General features: G+C 70.4%; 14 protein-coding genes. 9 read left to right on the forward strand and 5 right to left on the reverse strand.

All coding sequences use genetic code 11. The features are described 5' to 3' along the window. Positions 1–146: 146 nt before the first annotated feature. Together ABZ793_RS18430 and ABZ793_RS18435 are read right to left on the reverse strand one after the other, a co-directional pair. Positions 147–809, reverse strand: a complete 663-nt coding sequence (locus tag ABZ793_RS18430; RefSeq protein ID WP_357458509.1) for a response regulator transcription factor — start codon at positions 807–809, stop codon at positions 147–149. A gap of 77 nt (positions 810–886) precedes the next feature. After that, the gene (locus ABZ793_RS18435; protein ID WP_357458512.1) at positions 887–2,017 is read right to left on the reverse strand and encodes a sensor histidine kinase; all 1,131 of its coding nucleotides are present in this window, start codon (positions 2,015–2,017) and stop codon (positions 887–889) included. Positions 2,018–2,160: 143 nt separating this feature from the next. Between ABZ793_RS18435 and ABZ793_RS18440 the strand changes: the two genes are divergently transcribed. Genes ABZ793_RS18440 through ABZ793_RS18450 form a run of 3 tightly spaced genes read left to right on the forward strand, consistent with a single transcriptional unit; the run spans position 2,161 to position 5,348 of the window. Further along, positions 2,161–3,150 (forward strand): carboxymuconolactone decarboxylase family protein, encoded by a 990-nt coding sequence (locus ABZ793_RS18440; protein WP_357458516.1) that lies wholly within the window; start codon positions 2,161–2,163, stop codon positions 3,148–3,150. A 9-nt stretch (positions 3,151–3,159) separates the two neighbouring features. Continuing rightward, positions 3,160–3,612, forward strand: coding sequence for a DUF6220 domain-containing protein (locus tag ABZ793_RS18445; protein ID WP_357458518.1), 453 nt, complete (start codon positions 3,160–3,162; stop codon positions 3,610–3,612). Beyond that, the gene (locus ABZ793_RS18450; RefSeq protein WP_357458521.1) at positions 3,609–5,348 is read left to right on the forward strand and encodes a multicopper oxidase family protein; all 1,740 of its coding nucleotides are present in this window, start codon (positions 3,609–3,611) and stop codon (positions 5,346–5,348) included. Before ABZ793_RS18445 ends, ABZ793_RS18450 begins: the two co-directional genes overlap by 4 nt. A 423-nt stretch (positions 5,349–5,771) precedes the next feature. Here the strand turns inward: ABZ793_RS18450 and ABZ793_RS18455 are convergent, their stop codons facing one another. The 3 genes from ABZ793_RS18455 to ABZ793_RS18465 form a co-directional block, all read right to left on the reverse strand. Beyond that, positions 5,772–6,248 carry a hypothetical protein gene (locus ABZ793_RS18455; protein ID WP_357458524.1) on the reverse strand — a complete coding sequence of 159 codons (477 nt, stop codon included), beginning with the start codon at positions 6,246–6,248 and terminating at the stop codon, positions 5,772–5,774. 822 nt (positions 6,249–7,070) lie between these two features. Beyond that, complete coding sequence (locus ABZ793_RS18460) at positions 7,071–8,123, reverse strand: hypothetical protein (protein WP_357458526.1); 1,053 nt, start codon at positions 8,121–8,123, stop codon at positions 7,071–7,073. A 336-nt stretch (positions 8,124–8,459) separates the two neighbouring features. Then, entirely contained in the window at positions 8,460–8,954 is a 495-nt protein-coding gene (locus ABZ793_RS18465; protein ID WP_357458529.1) for a DinB family protein, read from the reverse strand. 329 nt (positions 8,955–9,283) lie between these two features. Here ABZ793_RS18465 and ABZ793_RS18470 point away from each other — a divergent pair, with 329 nt between their 5' ends. The 6 genes from ABZ793_RS18470 (at position 9,284) to ABZ793_RS18495 (ending at position 14,931) form a co-directional block, all read left to right on the forward strand. Next, on the forward strand, positions 9,284–9,535 hold the full coding sequence (locus ABZ793_RS18470) for a hypothetical protein (protein WP_357458531.1): 252 nt from the start codon (positions 9,284–9,286) through the stop codon (positions 9,533–9,535). A 599-nt stretch (positions 9,536–10,134) separates the two neighbouring features. Then, on the forward strand, positions 10,135–10,509 hold the full coding sequence (locus ABZ793_RS18475; RefSeq protein WP_350709652.1) for a hypothetical protein: 375 nt from the start codon (positions 10,135–10,137) through the stop codon (positions 10,507–10,509). A gap of 835 nt (positions 10,510–11,344) precedes the next feature. Further along, positions 11,345–12,022, forward strand: a complete 678-nt coding sequence (locus ABZ793_RS18480; protein WP_357458534.1) for a hypothetical protein — start codon at positions 11,345–11,347, stop codon at positions 12,020–12,022. Positions 12,023–12,081: 59 nt separating this feature from the next. Then, entirely contained in the window at positions 12,082–12,591 is a 510-nt protein-coding gene (locus ABZ793_RS18485; protein WP_357458537.1) for a hypothetical protein, read from the forward strand. A 250-nt stretch (positions 12,592–12,841) separates the two neighbouring features. Next, complete coding sequence (locus ABZ793_RS18490) at positions 12,842–13,513, forward strand: M4 family metallopeptidase (protein ID WP_357458539.1); 672 nt, start codon at positions 12,842–12,844, stop codon at positions 13,511–13,513. A gap of 77 nt (positions 13,514–13,590) precedes the next feature. Continuing rightward, positions 13,591–14,931: a S8 family peptidase gene (locus tag ABZ793_RS18495; protein WP_357458541.1), complete on the forward strand. Its 1,341-nt coding sequence runs from the start codon at positions 13,591–13,593 to the stop codon at positions 14,929–14,931. Positions 14,932–15,154: the final 223 nt, after the last annotated feature.

Genomic DNA, 15,154 nt, shown 5'->3' on the forward strand with positions numbered 1-15,154 from the left:
CTGGAGGACGCCCTCGGCGGCAGCCCCGGCGCCGTCGTGGTCGCCAGCCACGACCGGTGGTTGCGCTCCAGGTGGCACGGACGCGAGATCCAGCTACGCGGCACCTGAACGTGTGCCCACCTTCCTGGCATGCCGCCGACCCACCGTCATCGGCGACGCGGCGTGATCAGCCCCGACTCGTACGCCCATACGACCAGCTGGGCACGGTCGCGGCAGTGCAGCTTCGTCATCGCCCGGTTGACGTGTGTCTTAGCGGTCAACGGACTGATCACCATGCGCTCGGCGATCTCGTCGTTGCTCAGCCCCCGGGCGACGAGCTCTACGATCTCCTGTTCGCGGGCGGTCAGCACGTCGCGTCCGACCGCCGGGTCAGCCGGCGGTGGGCTGGCGACGAACTCGCTGATGAGGGTACGCGTGACCGCCGGGGCGAGCAGCGCGTCGCCGCGAGCCACGACGGCGACGGCCTGCAGCAGGTCGGCAGGGTCGGCGTCCTTGAGGAGGAACCCGCTGGCGCCCGCGCGGAGCGCGGCGAAGACGTACGAGTCGAGCCCGTAGTTGGTGAGGATGAGGACGCGGACGGCGGCGAGGTCGGGATCGGCGGCGATACGCCGGGTGGCTTCGATGCCGTCGAGTCCCGGCATCTGCACGTCCATCAGGATGACGTCCGGCCGCAGGCGTCGCGACAACTGGACAGCCGAAGCGCCGTCGACGGCCTCGCCGACGACCTCCAGGTCGTCCTCGGCATCGAGCAGTGCCCGGAATCCGGCCCGCATCAGCGCCTGGTCGTCGGCGAGCAGGACACGGATCATGCCGGCTCCTCCCTCCGGTCGGGAGCCGCCACGATCCGTGGCGGACTGAGTTGATTGGACCTCGCGCAAGCGCTCGGTCATGCCGGACCGTCCAGCGGGAACATGGCCCGTACCGCGAACCCGCCGCCGTCGCGGGCGGCGGTGTGCAGCGCGCCGCCCAGTCCGGCGACCCTTTCCCGCATGCCGCGCAGCCCCACCCCCGGTGTCACCGGCCGGACCGGCGACGCCCGGCCGTCGTCGTCCACCGAGACGGTCAGCTGTGCCGGGGTGTACTCGATGTGGATCTGGGCGGTGGCGGGGCCGGCGTGGCGGGCCACATTGGTCAGCGCCTCCTGGACCACGCGATACCCGGCCTGGTCGACCTCGACGGGCAGATCCCGCGGCTGACCGGTGACGGTCACCTGCACCGGTACGCCGGCCGCCCGGGTCCGTTCGGCGAGCTCGCCCACCCAGGCCAGTCCGACGCGGTCCCCGTCGGAGGGTGAGCGCAGCACGTCCAGCGTCGCCCGAAGTTCCCGCATCGCGGCGCCGCTGGCCTCCTGGATCGCCAGCAGCGCGGCTGACGGTTCCTCGTTGTGCTTGCGGGCCAGGTGCACGGCGATCCCGGCCTGCACCTTGATCACGGAGATGCTGTGGGTCAGCGAGTCGTGCAGGTCCCGGGCGATGCGCAGGCGCTCCTCCCCGGCGCGGCGCAACGCCATCTCCTCGCGGGTGCGTTCGGCCTCGATCGCCCGCTGCTCGACCTGTTCCAGGTAGGCCCGGCGCTGCCGCGCGACGAGTCCGGCGACGTTGGCCGCGAAGAACCAGCCCAGCAGCAGGGCGGTCCGCTCGGCGATCTGCTGGCTGGGCCGGTCGGTGGGTGCGACCGAGACGTCGCGGGAAAGGAAGCCGCCGAGGAAGACGAGGCTGGCCAGGGCGGCGGCCGCCCGGTGGCCTCGCCAGGCGGCCAGGTAGACCGTGCCGAGGACGGGGAACGCGGCGGACACCCCGGCGTGCACCCGGACGTGGAGGGCCAGCATGGCGGCGGTCACCACGCCCAACGCCACCACCGGGTAGCGCCGGCACACCGCCAGGGCCGCCGCCATGACCAGGACCAGGGCGACGTCGATCGCCCGCACCGGTGCGGCGTCCGGCGCGAGCGCGGCGTTGCCGAGCAGGAGGCCGCCGAGGGCGAGGCCGCTGAGGGCGTACGGCAGATCGCGGCGCATGATCGAACTGTAGAGCGGCCGTCATCAGGGAGCATCCCCCACCCGCGGTAGATGAGGCGTACCGCGGACGCGGTATCGGCGGCCGGGCAAGTGTCTGCGGCGGCACGATGTCTTCCCGGCCCGCCGCGGCAAGCATCGAACCCATGACATACCGCTTCTTCACCCCCGCGAAAGCGTCGGCGGCGACCGGTCTCACCGCGGAGGTCTACCGGCAGCTGCGGGACGAGTTCCTCGGGCCGGTGCCCACCTTCCAGGCGCTCTCGGCCGTGCCGGAGGTGCAGGCCGCGACGTGGGCGCTGATGCGCGAGGCCCTGCTCGCCGGGGACGCGTCCCGGGTCGACCGCGAGCTCGTCGCGTCGGCGGTGTCCCGGGCCAACCGCTGCCGGTTCTGCGTCGACGCCCACGTGCTGCTGCTGCACGCCCTGGGTGAGCACGAGCTGGCCGAGGTCATCGCCCGGGGCGGGACGCCACCGGAACCGAGGCACGTCGAGCTCGTCGGCTGGGCCGAGGCCAGCCGGAGCCCTCGGGCCACCGGCTGGACCAGCCCGTACCGCCCGGAGGTCACCGGCACCCTGCTCGCCTTCCAGTTCATCAACCGGATCGTCTCGGCGCTGCTCGAACCGGACCTGCTGCCCGGCGGACTGCAGCGCTCCCCGCTGGTGCGGTCGGTCGGGGGCCGGCTCTACGCCAGGGCGGCCCGGGAGCCGAAGGAGCCCGGCCGCAGCCTGCCGCTACTCGACGCCGGCACGACGACGCCACCGGCCTGGGCCGGGGACAGCCCGGTCGGCGTCGCGTACGCGTCGCTGAAGAACGCCGCCACGCGAGGCGGAGACCTCCTGGGCGACGTGGCGCGCCAGACCGTCACGGCCACCGTGCGGTGGGAGGACGGACGATACCCGGCCCGGCCCGCGGACTGGGCCGTCGACCTGGTCCGGGACGTGCCCGGCACGGACCGCATCGGGACGCGGATCGCGCTGCTGGCGGCGTTCGCGCCCAGCGCGATCAGCCCGGGCGACGTCGCCCTCTGGCGGCTCTCCCATCCGGACGACGCCGACCTCGTGCGGCTGGTCGCGTACGGCGCGATCACGGCCACCGATCACGTCGCCCAGGCACTGTCCCCGGCTCACCGCTAGGAGCTCACCATGCGCAAGGCATTCGTCATCGTCAGCGCTCTGTCGCTCGCCGCGTTCGCCCTGCAGTTCATCTTCGCCGCCGTGGGCGCGTTCACGAAACCCGCGGGCGACGACGCATTCGCGCTGCACAGCGTCACCGGAACGGCGGTCATCCCCGTTCTCACCCTGCTCACCATCCTGTTCGCCGTGCTGGCGAAGGCGCCGGGCCGGACCGTCGGACTGGCGGTCCTGCCGCTCGGCCTCGTCGTCCTGCAGGCGCTCATCGCCGCGCTCGCGAACGGGTCGACCGACGCCGCGGGCGTCAGCACCCCGTTCGGCCTGACCATCGCCGGCCTGCACGCGCTCAACGGCATCATCGCCGTGCACGTCGTGGTCAGCGTCCACCAGGCGGCTCGAAAGCTGGCCAACCCGGCACCGGCCGGCGCCGCCCCGGTGGCCGTCCGGGAAGGGGAGCCCGCATGACCACCGGCTCGCTGCTCGCGGCCGACCTGGTGATCGCGGTCCTCGCGGCCGCCGGGTGGCTGGGCGGCGGCGCCGCGTCGGCCGCCCGGCGCCGGCCGCTCGCACTGGGACTGGCCGCCTTCGCGCTGCTCGCCACGCTCGCCCGGGCGATCACGATCACCGCGCTCGCCCGCGCCGGCTGGTGGTTCGCGGCGGAGAAGGTCCTCATCGCCGCCCCACTGTCCCTCGCGGCGGTGGCCGTCGCCGGGCCCCGGCTGCTGCGGGCCCCGGGCGACATCCGCTCCGTCGCGGTCCCGCTTCTCTTCGCCGGGTACGCCGGAAGCGCCGGCCTGCTCGTGACGGTCCTGCACGGCTATCCGGCATCGGCGGGAGTCGGACTGCTGGCGGTCGCCGGGGTCGTCGCGGCGACCGCGATCACGTGGCGCGTTCTCGGCGCACGCCCGTCGCCGACGGTGTCCCGGGCGGCCCTCGCGGTGGCGGTCGCGGCGCTGGTGACCGGAACCGGGCTGGCCGTCACTCCGGACGCCGCTCCCGGTATGCCACATGATCATGGATACCGGGATGCGCAGACCGCCGGCGAACCGACCAGACGGTTCACCCTGACGGCCGGGGCCGCCACGGTGAACGTGAGCGGCCGGGACGTCGAGGCGTGGGCGTTCAACGGGCAGGTTCCCGGGCCGGAGCTGACCGCCACCGTCGGCGACGTCCTGGAAGTGACGCTGCGCAACCGGGACATCGCGCGGGGGGTCACGCTGCACTGGCACGGGTACGACGTGCCAAACAGTCAGGACGGGGTGCCCGGGGTGACGCAGGCGGCGGTGCTGCCCGGACAGGAGTTCGTCTACCGGTTCCGCGCCGACCAGGTCGGGACGTACTGGTACCACACGCACGCGGTATCCGACATCGGTGTGCGGAAGGGGCTCTACGGCGTCCTGGTGGTGCGCCCGGCGCCGGTGACCGGCGTCGACGTCACCGTGCCGGTGCACACCCTTTCTGGCCTTCCACTGCCGGTACCGAGAACGGAGCCGGTCGAGGCGGGGGTGCCCGTGCGGCTGCGGCTGATCAACACCGACAGCACGACACACCGATACGCCCTGGCCGGGACCCCGTTCCGGGTCGCCGCGATCGACGGATCTGACCTGCAGGGCCCGACGCCGCTCGTCGACGCCGCCGTGCTGATCCCGGCCGGGGGACGCTACGACCTGGTGTTCACCGCGCCCGCCACGCCGGTGGCGCTGTTCGTCGACGGACGCGAGGTCTACTCGACCGGACCGGTGTCGGCGGCGACCGGCGGGTGGCCGGTCCTGGATCCGCTCACCTACGGCGTCAGTTCTCCGGCGCCGTGGTCCCGGAACGACCGGAAGTTCACCCTCGTTCTCGACCGCGGCCTCGACCTGCACGGACTGCTACCGCGATACGCCCACACCGTCAACGGCGCGGCCGATCCGGACATCCCGTCTCAGGTTGTACGCCTCGGCGACATCGTCAAGTTCACGATCGTGAACCGGTCCCAGATCGTGCACCCGTGGCACCTGCACGGGCACCACGTCCTGGTGTTGAGCCGCAACGGAAGACCGGCGACCGGGAGTCCCTTGTGGCTGGACTCTTTCGACGTACGCCCCGGCGACGTCTGGGAGGTGGCGTTCCGGGCCGACAACCCCGGAATGTGGGCCAACCACTGCCACAACCTGGCACACGCCGACGCCGGGATGACGCTGCACCTGATGTACTCGTGATCCGGTCGCCGCGATCGTGCCGTCCCAGGCGGCACGATCGCGGCGCAGACCAGGGCCGACCCGACCGGTTCGGCAGGGTCACCGCCGGCTGGGCCCGCCGTCTCGACGAGACGCACCGGCGGAGCGCCCGGCTGCACACCGCCCACGCCGACCTGCTGCGCCAGCACGCTGACGGCTGACCGCCGGACCTGTCGACAGCCGGTCCGGCAGCTGGTCGATACCAGACCGTTACAGTCAGGACAGGGTGATGCGTACCTCGGTCCGGCCGTCGTGCGGCACCCGCAGCGTGCCTTCTCGGCGTTGCTCGGCAGCTTTTCCCGTACGGCACGTGCGCGATGATCCCGGGGCGAGGTGTCCTGCTTGGCCGGTCCAGGGGCGGGACCCGGTTCGGCGGCCCAGGCGGCGCGGGCGGCGGCCCGGTCCTCACTGGAGGTGAAGAACGCGCCGAGTTTCGGCAGGTCGGGGATGAAGATCGAGCCAGGGTTGCTGCGGTCCGGGTCGGGAATCACGTTGTCGTAGTAGGCGACGCTGGTCCGGGCGGACATGGCGTGGTAGGTGAGCCAGCCCGAGCCGTCCGGCTCGCGGAGCAGGGTGGTAGCCGAACCACTCGGTGAACCGGCGGGCCATCCCCAGCACGTCCCGGTTGCCGGTGAGCAGATAGATCTCCGCCAGCTCCGGCAGCATCACCTCGAAGTTGTAGTTGATGTCCATGCCGTTCGGGCCGTAGAAGAAGCCGGCCGGACTCTGTCCGTGTTCGGCCAGGAAGCCGATCCGCTCGATGAGCCGGGCGGCCAGCGCGGCGTCCGGGTAAAGGCGCAGTGCCAGGGCCGCGCCGGCCAGGCCGCCGGCGACCTGGTTGGCCCACTGGACCGGGGTACGCCAGATGCCGTTGATCGTCAACGATGTGCGGGTGGTGCGTCGTGGTGAGTTGACCGAACGGCGGCGATCAACCAAATGCGCGGCCTGGTCGCCGCCGCACCGGAAGGTCTGCGGGCACAGTTGACCAAGCTCAGCGCTGCCGTCCTGGTCAACCGCTGCGCCGCGCTCACACCGACCCGACCCGGCTCAACGCACGCCACCGCTGCCGCGTTGGCCGGACTCGCCCGACGGGTCACCGTCCTGACTGAGGAGGTCACCACTCTCGACCGGCAGTTGGGCAGCGGCCGGGCTCGCGGGGCTGCGCCGAAGGGACATGCCGGTGGCGTGAACACGGCCGGATCGAGGACCGCGCGACTCGACCCGCGCGGCCCTCGATCGGTTCCGGATCACCGCCGCCCCTGGCGGCTCGAAGAATTTGGTCGCCGGCTGCCAGCGCTCACCGGCAGAACGCGCGCCGATTGGCGTTCAGATCAACGTGCGACTCGCGGCAGATCCGGATACCGAGACGGCCACCAGTCTCCTCACGATCGGCCCCGGACCGGGTACCGACAGCATAGGGACCCCTCTCGCCGATTCTCGTACGGAGCAAGCGATAGTCATCGACTCGCATCAGTACTCTCAATTCGGCGCGGCAGCGCGTCCAGCCGCCAGGACCGCGCTCATCGCGGCAAGCATGAGAGTGCATCGGTGGAATCGCGGCGGCATGCCGTTGTCTCGGTTGCTGGCGCCTCGGGCGATGGCGGGTGAAGCGCGGAGCCTGGCCTCGTCGTAGGCAACACGGGCTGAACGACTATGCGCGAACGCTGCCCGCCAGTCCCCACTAGCGGACCGCATCGTATCGATTCAGTCCTCGTCGGCTAGTTGCCACAGGTGCAGGGCCGTCTGGTCCTTGGAGACCGTGTACCAGGCGGCCTGCCCCGCTGATCGGGGAGATCCCGCGACCGGGAAGGGGTAGGCGATCCGGCCGCGCACCGCCATCGTGTGTGGGTCGACAAGCCAGTGGCGGGGGACCGCCGCGTGGTATTCGGTGCCGACCACGGCGGTGTCGTCGTACGGGAACGCCGCCTCGTAGTCCCACCGGACGCGGTCGTCCTCGCTTGGGTGAGGCGGCACGGCTTCCTCGGCGTCCAGGCTCCGCAGCTCCATGCCATCCTTTGCCCGGTGCAGGTAGAGGGACCACTGCCCCGTATCCGTGGTCAGGAAGTGCTCACCGGACGGGCTCACGGCGAGGAAGACCTCCTCGACGAACCGTTGGACATTGAGCTTCGTGCCATCCCAGTGCCCCCACAGCACGGGCGAGTTCTCCTCGCCCTCGACGACCGTCAGCCCCATGTACGCCGGGTTCGGATGGGGGAAGTGATAGGAGCCCGATCCCACGGTCATCGTCTCGACCCGGGTCAGCACCGTGCCGTCGGCCGGGTCGAGGATCAGCCACTCCTCCTCGACGTCGCTCCCTGCATGGTTGCGGACGTGGGCCCACAGGAGCTTGCCGTCCGAGGAAAAGGCCGCCGAGCCGCTGTCCGCGTGCCCGTGGTGGTAGTCGTCGGCGTACTCGGAGAACGAGGCATGGGCCTCGGTGCACTCGGCGGCGGACCAACAACCGTGCCGAAGCTCCCACCGCACGGCGCCGGCCGAATCCACGGCACGCAACGCGTGCACGCCGGCGAACACAGCAACATCACCTGCCGGAGCGACCGCAACCGAGCCGTACCCGCGAGGCCAGGGCGCGGGGAAGTGAAACTCCGGCCCCTCCCCGCCCAGGTCGCGGACGGCCAGCTCGGTGTCCCCGCGCTGCACGAGCAGCCTGCGCCCGGGCCAGTGCAGCACCTGCGGAGAGTCTGCGGACGCCGGGTTCAGCGGTGCGGCCACAGTGGTGACAAGACGAGCGACGGTCATGGAGTCCTCCGGCGCACGCGGGCGCGAAACACGGAACCTGGCAGCGCCCACCATACGGGGGACACCAGGGCACCGGGGCTTGACAACGCGACCGGAGGTCAACAGGCTTCGACGCCCCAGACGCACTCACATCGGCATGTTGGTGCGCCGCGGTTCGGAGACCAGCACCCTTTCGCCGACACAGACGGTGACGAGCCCGCCAGCGACCGCGCGCCTTGACAGCGGCAGATCAGTGCGTTCCTCACCGTCATTTGGCCGACCCGTCGGGCCGCGGTCTCCGAGCGCTCGACGATGCTGTGTAGCACCGGATGGGATGCGGCCCCGAGTCGCGATCTCTTACCGACCGGTGGCGCCGTCGATAAGCTCCCGCAGGATGTCGGCGTGACCGGCATGCCGGATGGTCTCGCTCGTCATGTGGGCGAGCACCCAGCGAAGCGTACGAGGCGCGTCACCGACCGGCTGCGCGGTGAGGACGTCCGGGCCAGCGGCTGCGCTGATGTGGGCATCGCTCTCGGCGATCGCAGCCCGGTAGCCGGCGATGATCTGATCTGGGGACCGGTCTGGCTCGACCACCATGTCGAAGTCCGCGTCGGCGTAGCGCGGGTCGCCGGCGACCGTGTAGCCGAACCAGTACCGTTCGGCGTCGGTCAAGTGCTGGACCAGGCCCAGCAGTGTGGTGTCGGAGACGACCAGGCGGCGCCGCAGCTGCTCCTCGTTCAAGCCCGCGACCTTCTTCAGCACGCATGATCGAGCGAAGGACAAGAAGGCGAGGGCGGTGTCGAGCTCGCCCCCGTCGTTCCGCGGTACGGCTTCGCGCTGGGATTCGATCATGGCTCGACCTTACGTGATCGTCATCGGGGGGAGGTACGCGTGGATGTCGTCTGAGTGGTTCCGGCCAGGCTCCCGCTCATCGGCTACTTGTTCACGTGCCCTATGACCGGTGTCTGGCGAGCCTCGGTCTAGGCGCCCGGGCTGTCGCTCTCTCATCGGCTGCCCACGCTGGTCGTGTGGCTCTGTTTTGGCCTGCGCAGTCCCGGGCGTCGCCTAGGGCGGGGAGAGGCTCAAGAGGGGTTGCTCGGCTCGAAGTAGCGTTGCCCTCCCGGCTCGACAACCTGGACAGGATCGAGCATCGGAGGACTCTGATGGGCCCAGCAGATCGTGTGGTCATCGGCATGGACCCGCACAAACGCTCGGTGACGATCGAGGTCATGGCCCGCGACGAAACCGTCGTCGGCGGCGGCCGGTTCGACACCGGCCGTGACGGCTACACGGCGATGAGGAAGTACGCCAGCCAATGGCCGCACCGGGTCTGGGCGATCGAGGGCTGCCAGGGCATCGGCCGACACCTCGCCAATCGGCTACTCGCCGACGGCGAGCAGGTCTCTTACGTACTGGTGGTCAAGGCCCCTTGACCACGTGAACCTGATCTTCGCGACCAACCTCGCCGACCTCTGCCGCAGGCCCCACCCGGCGAGGCGGTCGAGGTCGACCGGACCGTCAGCCGCAGTGGTCACGTGTCCCGGGGCCAGCACATCACTCTGGCCGTGCACCGTCGTAGCCGGCGTCAGCCAGTGCCGGGCCACTGAGGTGCGCGGCGGACCAACTCAGGGCGATGGTCGCGCCGAGGTCCCGGGCGCAGCTCAGGTCGTGCAGATGGCTGGGTATCGCGTCGGAAGTCGGTCCGGAATCATGACCGCTTGGATGTTGGCGCCGAAATCGCGGTGCTTCCGTTGTGCCAGGCGTCGATCGTGCTGCCTTTGACGCTGGTGGTCGTCTCGGCCAGCCGGTCGCTGTCGACCAGTTCCCGTCGAAAATGACGAACGTCCAGTCGTCGTCGGCGGCCCGGCGCAGGGCGTCGTGTAGGTCAGGTCGTTGCGCGGCCAGGACCGCGATGCCTTCGGCGAAGTAGCGGTACGCGGTCGCCTGCCGATGTGGGCCGAGGAATCGTGCTTCCGGGCGGGGCCGGGGAGGAGACGGTTGACCACTTTCAGGGGTGGGGGATCATGGGAAGGTGACGTTCGCGGTGCATTACCTCGTGCCGGCGGCCGGTCTGCTGCCCGTGCCGGACGGCGACGATGTGCTGGTGTTCGACGTGACGCTCGCCGTCGGTGCGGGGGAGCGCACCGTCGTGTTCTCGGTGTTCGCCGAGGGCGCCGGCCTGCGGATCGCCACCGACCTCGACCACACCGCGCTGCTGCGCCGCGAGCCGGCCGAGGTCGGCGCCGTCGCGGCGGTCGACGCGTGGGTGCTGGAGCGGGCGCCGCGCGCGATCCGGCTGCACGAGCTGCTGCTCGACGTGCTGCCGCCGCGGGCGGACGCCGAGCGTTGGTTGGCCGCCCGGGACCCGGCCGGCGATTACTGGCGGGTGCTGGGGCGGCCGCGGTGAGGCTCGGTTCGGCACCCGCAGGTCGGCCCCGGCCTGGGTCGACACCGTGTGGACGTGCACGAGCGAACAGGTCGCACTGATCTTGTACCTGCCAAGAATCCCATCTGGGCAGCTCAGGCGGCGTGCTCGTATTCGTGAAGGACACCACCGAGGCGGTCGCGCCGGCGCGGCCAGCCATGCCCGATCGACCGGCTCGAACCGGACCCGTTGCCCGCCGAGTTGGTGCTGCAACACCGCAAGCTGGTGACGCAACGACAGGATCTCGATGTCCTTGTCGCGGTCGCCACCAGGCAGCAGTCGCAGCAACGTAAACGCGTTCGTGATGCCCAGGTAGGCAGTCGCAGCAGCATGAGTCGGCATCATCGCGCAGCCATCGGTGACGATGGGTACGGGCGGCGCCCCCGATCAGACTAAGGTCGGGCCTGGACGTCAAGAGGGCCGGCGACCTGCACGGATGCCCTTCTCGGCAGGTACAGCGTTGCCCGGTGTGTGCCCATCCTCGTCGGTATCGGCGGTCGGTTGGCAGCCCGATACGTGGCGAAACGGCTGGCGCAGCGCGCCGCGGCCAGGACGGCCGCCCGGAACAAGCGGATCAAGAAGATCGCGGGTCGGCCACCGGCCCGTTCCAAGGGCTTGTCGAGCAACCGCAACAGCAACAGCAACAGGTACCGGGGCCGCAGCTGGGGTTATCAGATCTGCCGGATCCGGAAGATCAAGAGGTTCCCATCCGCTACCACGCCCGGATGTGGGAGTACCGCAGCTGCCTGAGCTACGTGCGTCGCTACAACGTGCGCCCGCCGGGCATGGCCAGGTCCTGCCGGTACGGTCAGCCTCCATGACCTTCTGGTTGTCCGTTCAGCCCCGCGACGCGCCACGCGATTTCGGCGTGGACGTCGCGGGGTACGACGCCCGGGTACACAACCTCGCCGCCTTCGTCGAGGCGGCGCTGCAACGGGTGGTCGACGGCGCGAGCTGGCTGCGGCGTTCCTTCCCGGCCCGCAGCTACCTTCGCCTCGACGTCACCGTGCACAGCGAAGCGGAGCCGTCCGTCAAGCACGTGCGGACGCGCGGCCAGGGCGGCGTCAAGGAAATCGGCTACCTGGTGCGGGTACCGGTGGCGTGGTTCGACGTGCCCGGTGACGGACTACTCGCGGTCCGGTTGTTCCGGGCGCTGCTGGGCGCGTTGGAGGCCGTCGGCGTGGAGCATCGCCTCGGAGCGCCCCCGGTACGCGCCCCGCGTTCCGACCCGGGGCGGCCGGAACTGGTGGACCACTTCGTGCCGTCCGCCGCCCGGCCCGCCGGTGCCACGGTGACCGCTGGCCGGGTCCAAGAGGCGATGGACCGGATGAAGCCGGACCAGCTGGTGCTCGCCGCGACCGTGCCGGCGACGCTCGCGGTACGGCGCGACCGGGAGGTCGTCGTCCGGGCGCTCGGCGAGGTGGTGCAGGAGTTCGAGGTGCGGCCGGGCGGAAAGGAGGGGGTACGGGTATGGGTGGTCAGACAAGGCGGGTGAGCTGGCGGATTGGGTCGGAGGGTCTGAACCGGACGGCGGCGGGGGACCTGCGGGAAGCAGTGGCGGCGGTCGAGCACTGGTTCACCGTGCTGGGCAGCATCGTCAGCGCGACGCTGTCGCGGGACCTCACCCTCGAGGTAGTGACGGGTGACGGCGATCGCGTGCTGACGGACGTCGCAGGCCCGGACACCACGCGGATCGTCCTGCCCCGTTCCCTGGTCGGTGCCGACGCCGAGCAGCTGCGGGTGTCACTACTCGACGGCGCGCTGGCGGCCGTGGCCGCCACAGCCGCCGGGACGGCTGGTGAGGCGCCCGTGATCTGGCGGCGCCCGGACGATCATCCGGATGACGTTGTGGACACCCTCGCCGAGGTGCTGGACACTCTCGATCCCGAAGACATCTTCGTCGCCGGCCGCCTCGATGGGACCGCGGCCGACGAACTGGCCCGGTTCCATCAGCTCGACGACTACGTCGTTGAGCGGGTCGACGGGTCCGGGGTGGCCGAGGTCACCGACGCCGAGGCCGGCTGTGCCAGCGTTTCCTGGCAGGTTCGTCTCATTCACGGCTGATCGGTCCGGCCGCCCGCGGGCGGCCCAGCAGCGCCAGGTGTGGCCAGCCTCGGCGGCGAACCGATCGGGCTGGGCGAGGTGAGGGGAGAGCGATGCGACGTCGGAATGTGTTGGGGTAGGCGGCGGTGGCGGGAGCCGGTGCGCTGGCGGCCTTCGCGGGGATGCCAGGGCCGGCGGCCGAGGCGCCGACCCGGATCCCTTCCGTTACCTCTTTGATCGTCCCCAGCCGGGGACTCCTCGGTCACCCGGCGTGCCGATCCGCGTCGGATACGGCGCCGTCAACGCGTTCTACCAGCACGGCGTCCAGATCCAGATCGGGCACAACGTCGCGGGCCAGTGGATCGGCGACACCGACGTCATCGCCCACGAACTCGGCCACGGTGTCGACTACACCAGCGGCAGCAGCATCTCCACCATCGGAACGTCGGAGTTCGTCACCGACGCCTTCGACGCGGCAACCGAAGCGTTCCTGCGCGGCAGCACCGACTACCTCGTCGGAGGCGACGTCAACCTCAGGGGCACCGGCCTTCCCATCCGCAACATGTACGACCCGTCGCTGGTCAACAACCACCCGAACTGCTACACAAGCTCGATCCCGATCACGGAGGAGCACAAAGCCGCAGGTGTCGGCAACCACTGGTTCTACCTGCTCGCCGAAGGCTCCAACCCCACCAACGGCCAACCGGTCAGCCCCACCTGCAACGGCAGCGTCATCCCCACCGGCGTCGGCATCCAGAACGCGATCAAGATCCTCTACACCGCGATGCTATTGAAGAACTCGAAGAGCTCATACCTGACCTACCGCACCGGAACCCTCAAGGCCGCCAAGGCCCTCGACACCACCTGCGCCTTGTACAACGCGACGAAGGCAGCATGGAACGCGGTCACCGTCCCGGCCCAGAAGAACGACCCCACCTGCTGAACACGCAATGGTGGGGCGGCTCCGGTGTGGAGCCGCCCCACCAGCGTCACCTGCCTGAATATGCCGCCTGAATACCGTTGAATACCGCGGCGGTCACAAACACTTCAAACTCGCCGGGATCGATAGTTCTCTTTCTACTGACCATCGCGGTGTGCCCTGCCGCGACGCCACCAGCGTCCACGCGGACGCCAGAGAAGAGGAAACCCATGAGACCTATCGGTACGCGAAGCCGCCGGCTCGGCCTCACCGCCACCTTCGCGACGGTTGCCGCAGCGATTGCCTTCGGCACGCCCGCCCACTCAGCTCCCGCCGAAGGCACCATCCTGTCCGCCGGTAACGGCACCGCCGTCCGCGGCTCGTACATCGTCGTGCTGCGCGATTCAGCGGTCACCCCCAGCGCGGTTCCCAGCCGGGCCAGGGGCCTAGCGAGCCGATACGGCGGAACCGTCGGCCACATCTACACCGCGGCCCTGCGCGGCTTCGAGGTCAAGCTGCCCGAACGGGCGGCACGCCAGCTCGCCGCCCACCCCGACGTCGACTACATCGAGGAAAACCAGACGGTCTCGCTCACGGACACGCAGACGCCCGTCCCCTCCTGGGGCCTCGACCGCATTGACCAGCGAGCGCTCCCGCTGACCAACGCCTACACCTACCCCACCAACGCCGGCGCGGGAGTGAAGGCATACATCATCGACACCGGTATCAACCTCACCCACGTCGACTTCGGTGGCCGCGCGATCTCCGGCATCGACACCATCGACAACGACAACAACGCCACCGACTGCCACGGCCACGGCACCCACGTCGCAGGGACCGTCGGCGGCACCGCCCACGGCGTCGCCAAAGCGGTCACCCTGGTTGCCGTACGTGTCATGAGCTGCACCGGCGGCGGCACCACGGCAGGCATCATCGCCGGCATCGACTGGGTCACCAGCGACCACACCACGGGCGCAGCCGCGGCGAACATCTCGCTGGGCGGCTCAACCAGCAAACCGATGGATGCCGCGGTGACCAACTCCATCGCCGACGGCGTCACCTACGTGGTCGCCGCCGGCAACCTCTACGGCTCCGACGCCTGCGGCTTCTCCCCCAGCCGCGTACCGAACGCGATCACCGTCGGCTCCACGACCGACACCGATGCCCGGTCGGGCTTCTCGAACATCGGCAAGTGTCTGGACATCTTCGCGCCCGGCAGCAACATCACCTCAGCGGGGATCGGCTCGGACACCGCGACCAGCGTCAAGAGCGGCACCTCGATGGCGTCTCCGCACGTCGCGGGCGCCGCAGCACTGGTCAAGGCGCTCAACCCGAGCTTCACCCCGCAACAGGTACGCGACTACCTCGTCAACACGGCCACCCAGAACGTCGTGACGAACCCCGGCACGAACTCACCGAACCGCCTACTCTTCATCGGCTAGCCGCCCGCGCCGACCGTGACGGCTCTGGGAGTGCCGTCTCCGGCGGGAACTGTGCCATCGGGGAACAGGTGCTCAGCGGAACCGTGCCGCGCCGTCCCAGGCGACTGCCGTCGCGGAGCACCTGGCCGTGCATCACAAGGACCGACAGCCTCCGCGGACGGGGCCGAGGTCGATCGTCCGGTGGGAGTGGTGCCAGGTCGACTGCCGGCCCCGAGGGCGGTCA

It is taken from the genome of Micromonospora sp. NPDC047465 (assembly GCF_040643125.1).
Lineage (GTDB): Bacteria > Actinomycetota > Actinomycetes > Mycobacteriales > Micromonosporaceae > Micromonospora.

Excerpts from the sequence above, each read along its gene's own strand:
- ABZ793_RS18430 (WP_357458509.1), bottom strand. The coding sequence starts at position 809 with ATGATCCGTGTCCTGCTCGCCGACGACCAGGCGCTGATGCGGGCCGGA.
- ABZ793_RS18435 (WP_357458512.1), bottom strand. The coding sequence starts at position 2,017 with ATGCGCCGCGATCTGCCGTACGCCCTCAGCGGCCTCGCCCTCGGCGGC.
- ABZ793_RS18440 (WP_357458516.1), top strand. The coding sequence starts at position 2,161 with ATGACATACCGCTTCTTCACCCCCGCGAAAGCGTCGGCGGCGACCGGT.
- ABZ793_RS18445 (WP_357458518.1), top strand. The coding sequence starts at position 3,160 with ATGCGCAAGGCATTCGTCATCGTCAGCGCTCTGTCGCTCGCCGCGTTC.
- ABZ793_RS18450 (WP_357458521.1), top strand. The coding sequence starts at position 3,609 with ATGACCACCGGCTCGCTGCTCGCGGCCGACCTGGTGATCGCGGTCCTC.
- ABZ793_RS18460 (WP_357458526.1), bottom strand. The coding sequence starts at position 8,123 with ATGACCGTCGCTCGTCTTGTCACCACTGTGGCCGCACCGCTGAACCCG.
- ABZ793_RS18465 (WP_357458529.1), bottom strand. The coding sequence starts at position 8,954 with ATGATCGAATCCCAGCGCGAAGCCGTACCGCGGAACGACGGGGGCGAG.
- ABZ793_RS18480 (WP_357458534.1), top strand. The coding sequence starts at position 11,345 with ATGACCTTCTGGTTGTCCGTTCAGCCCCGCGACGCGCCACGCGATTTC.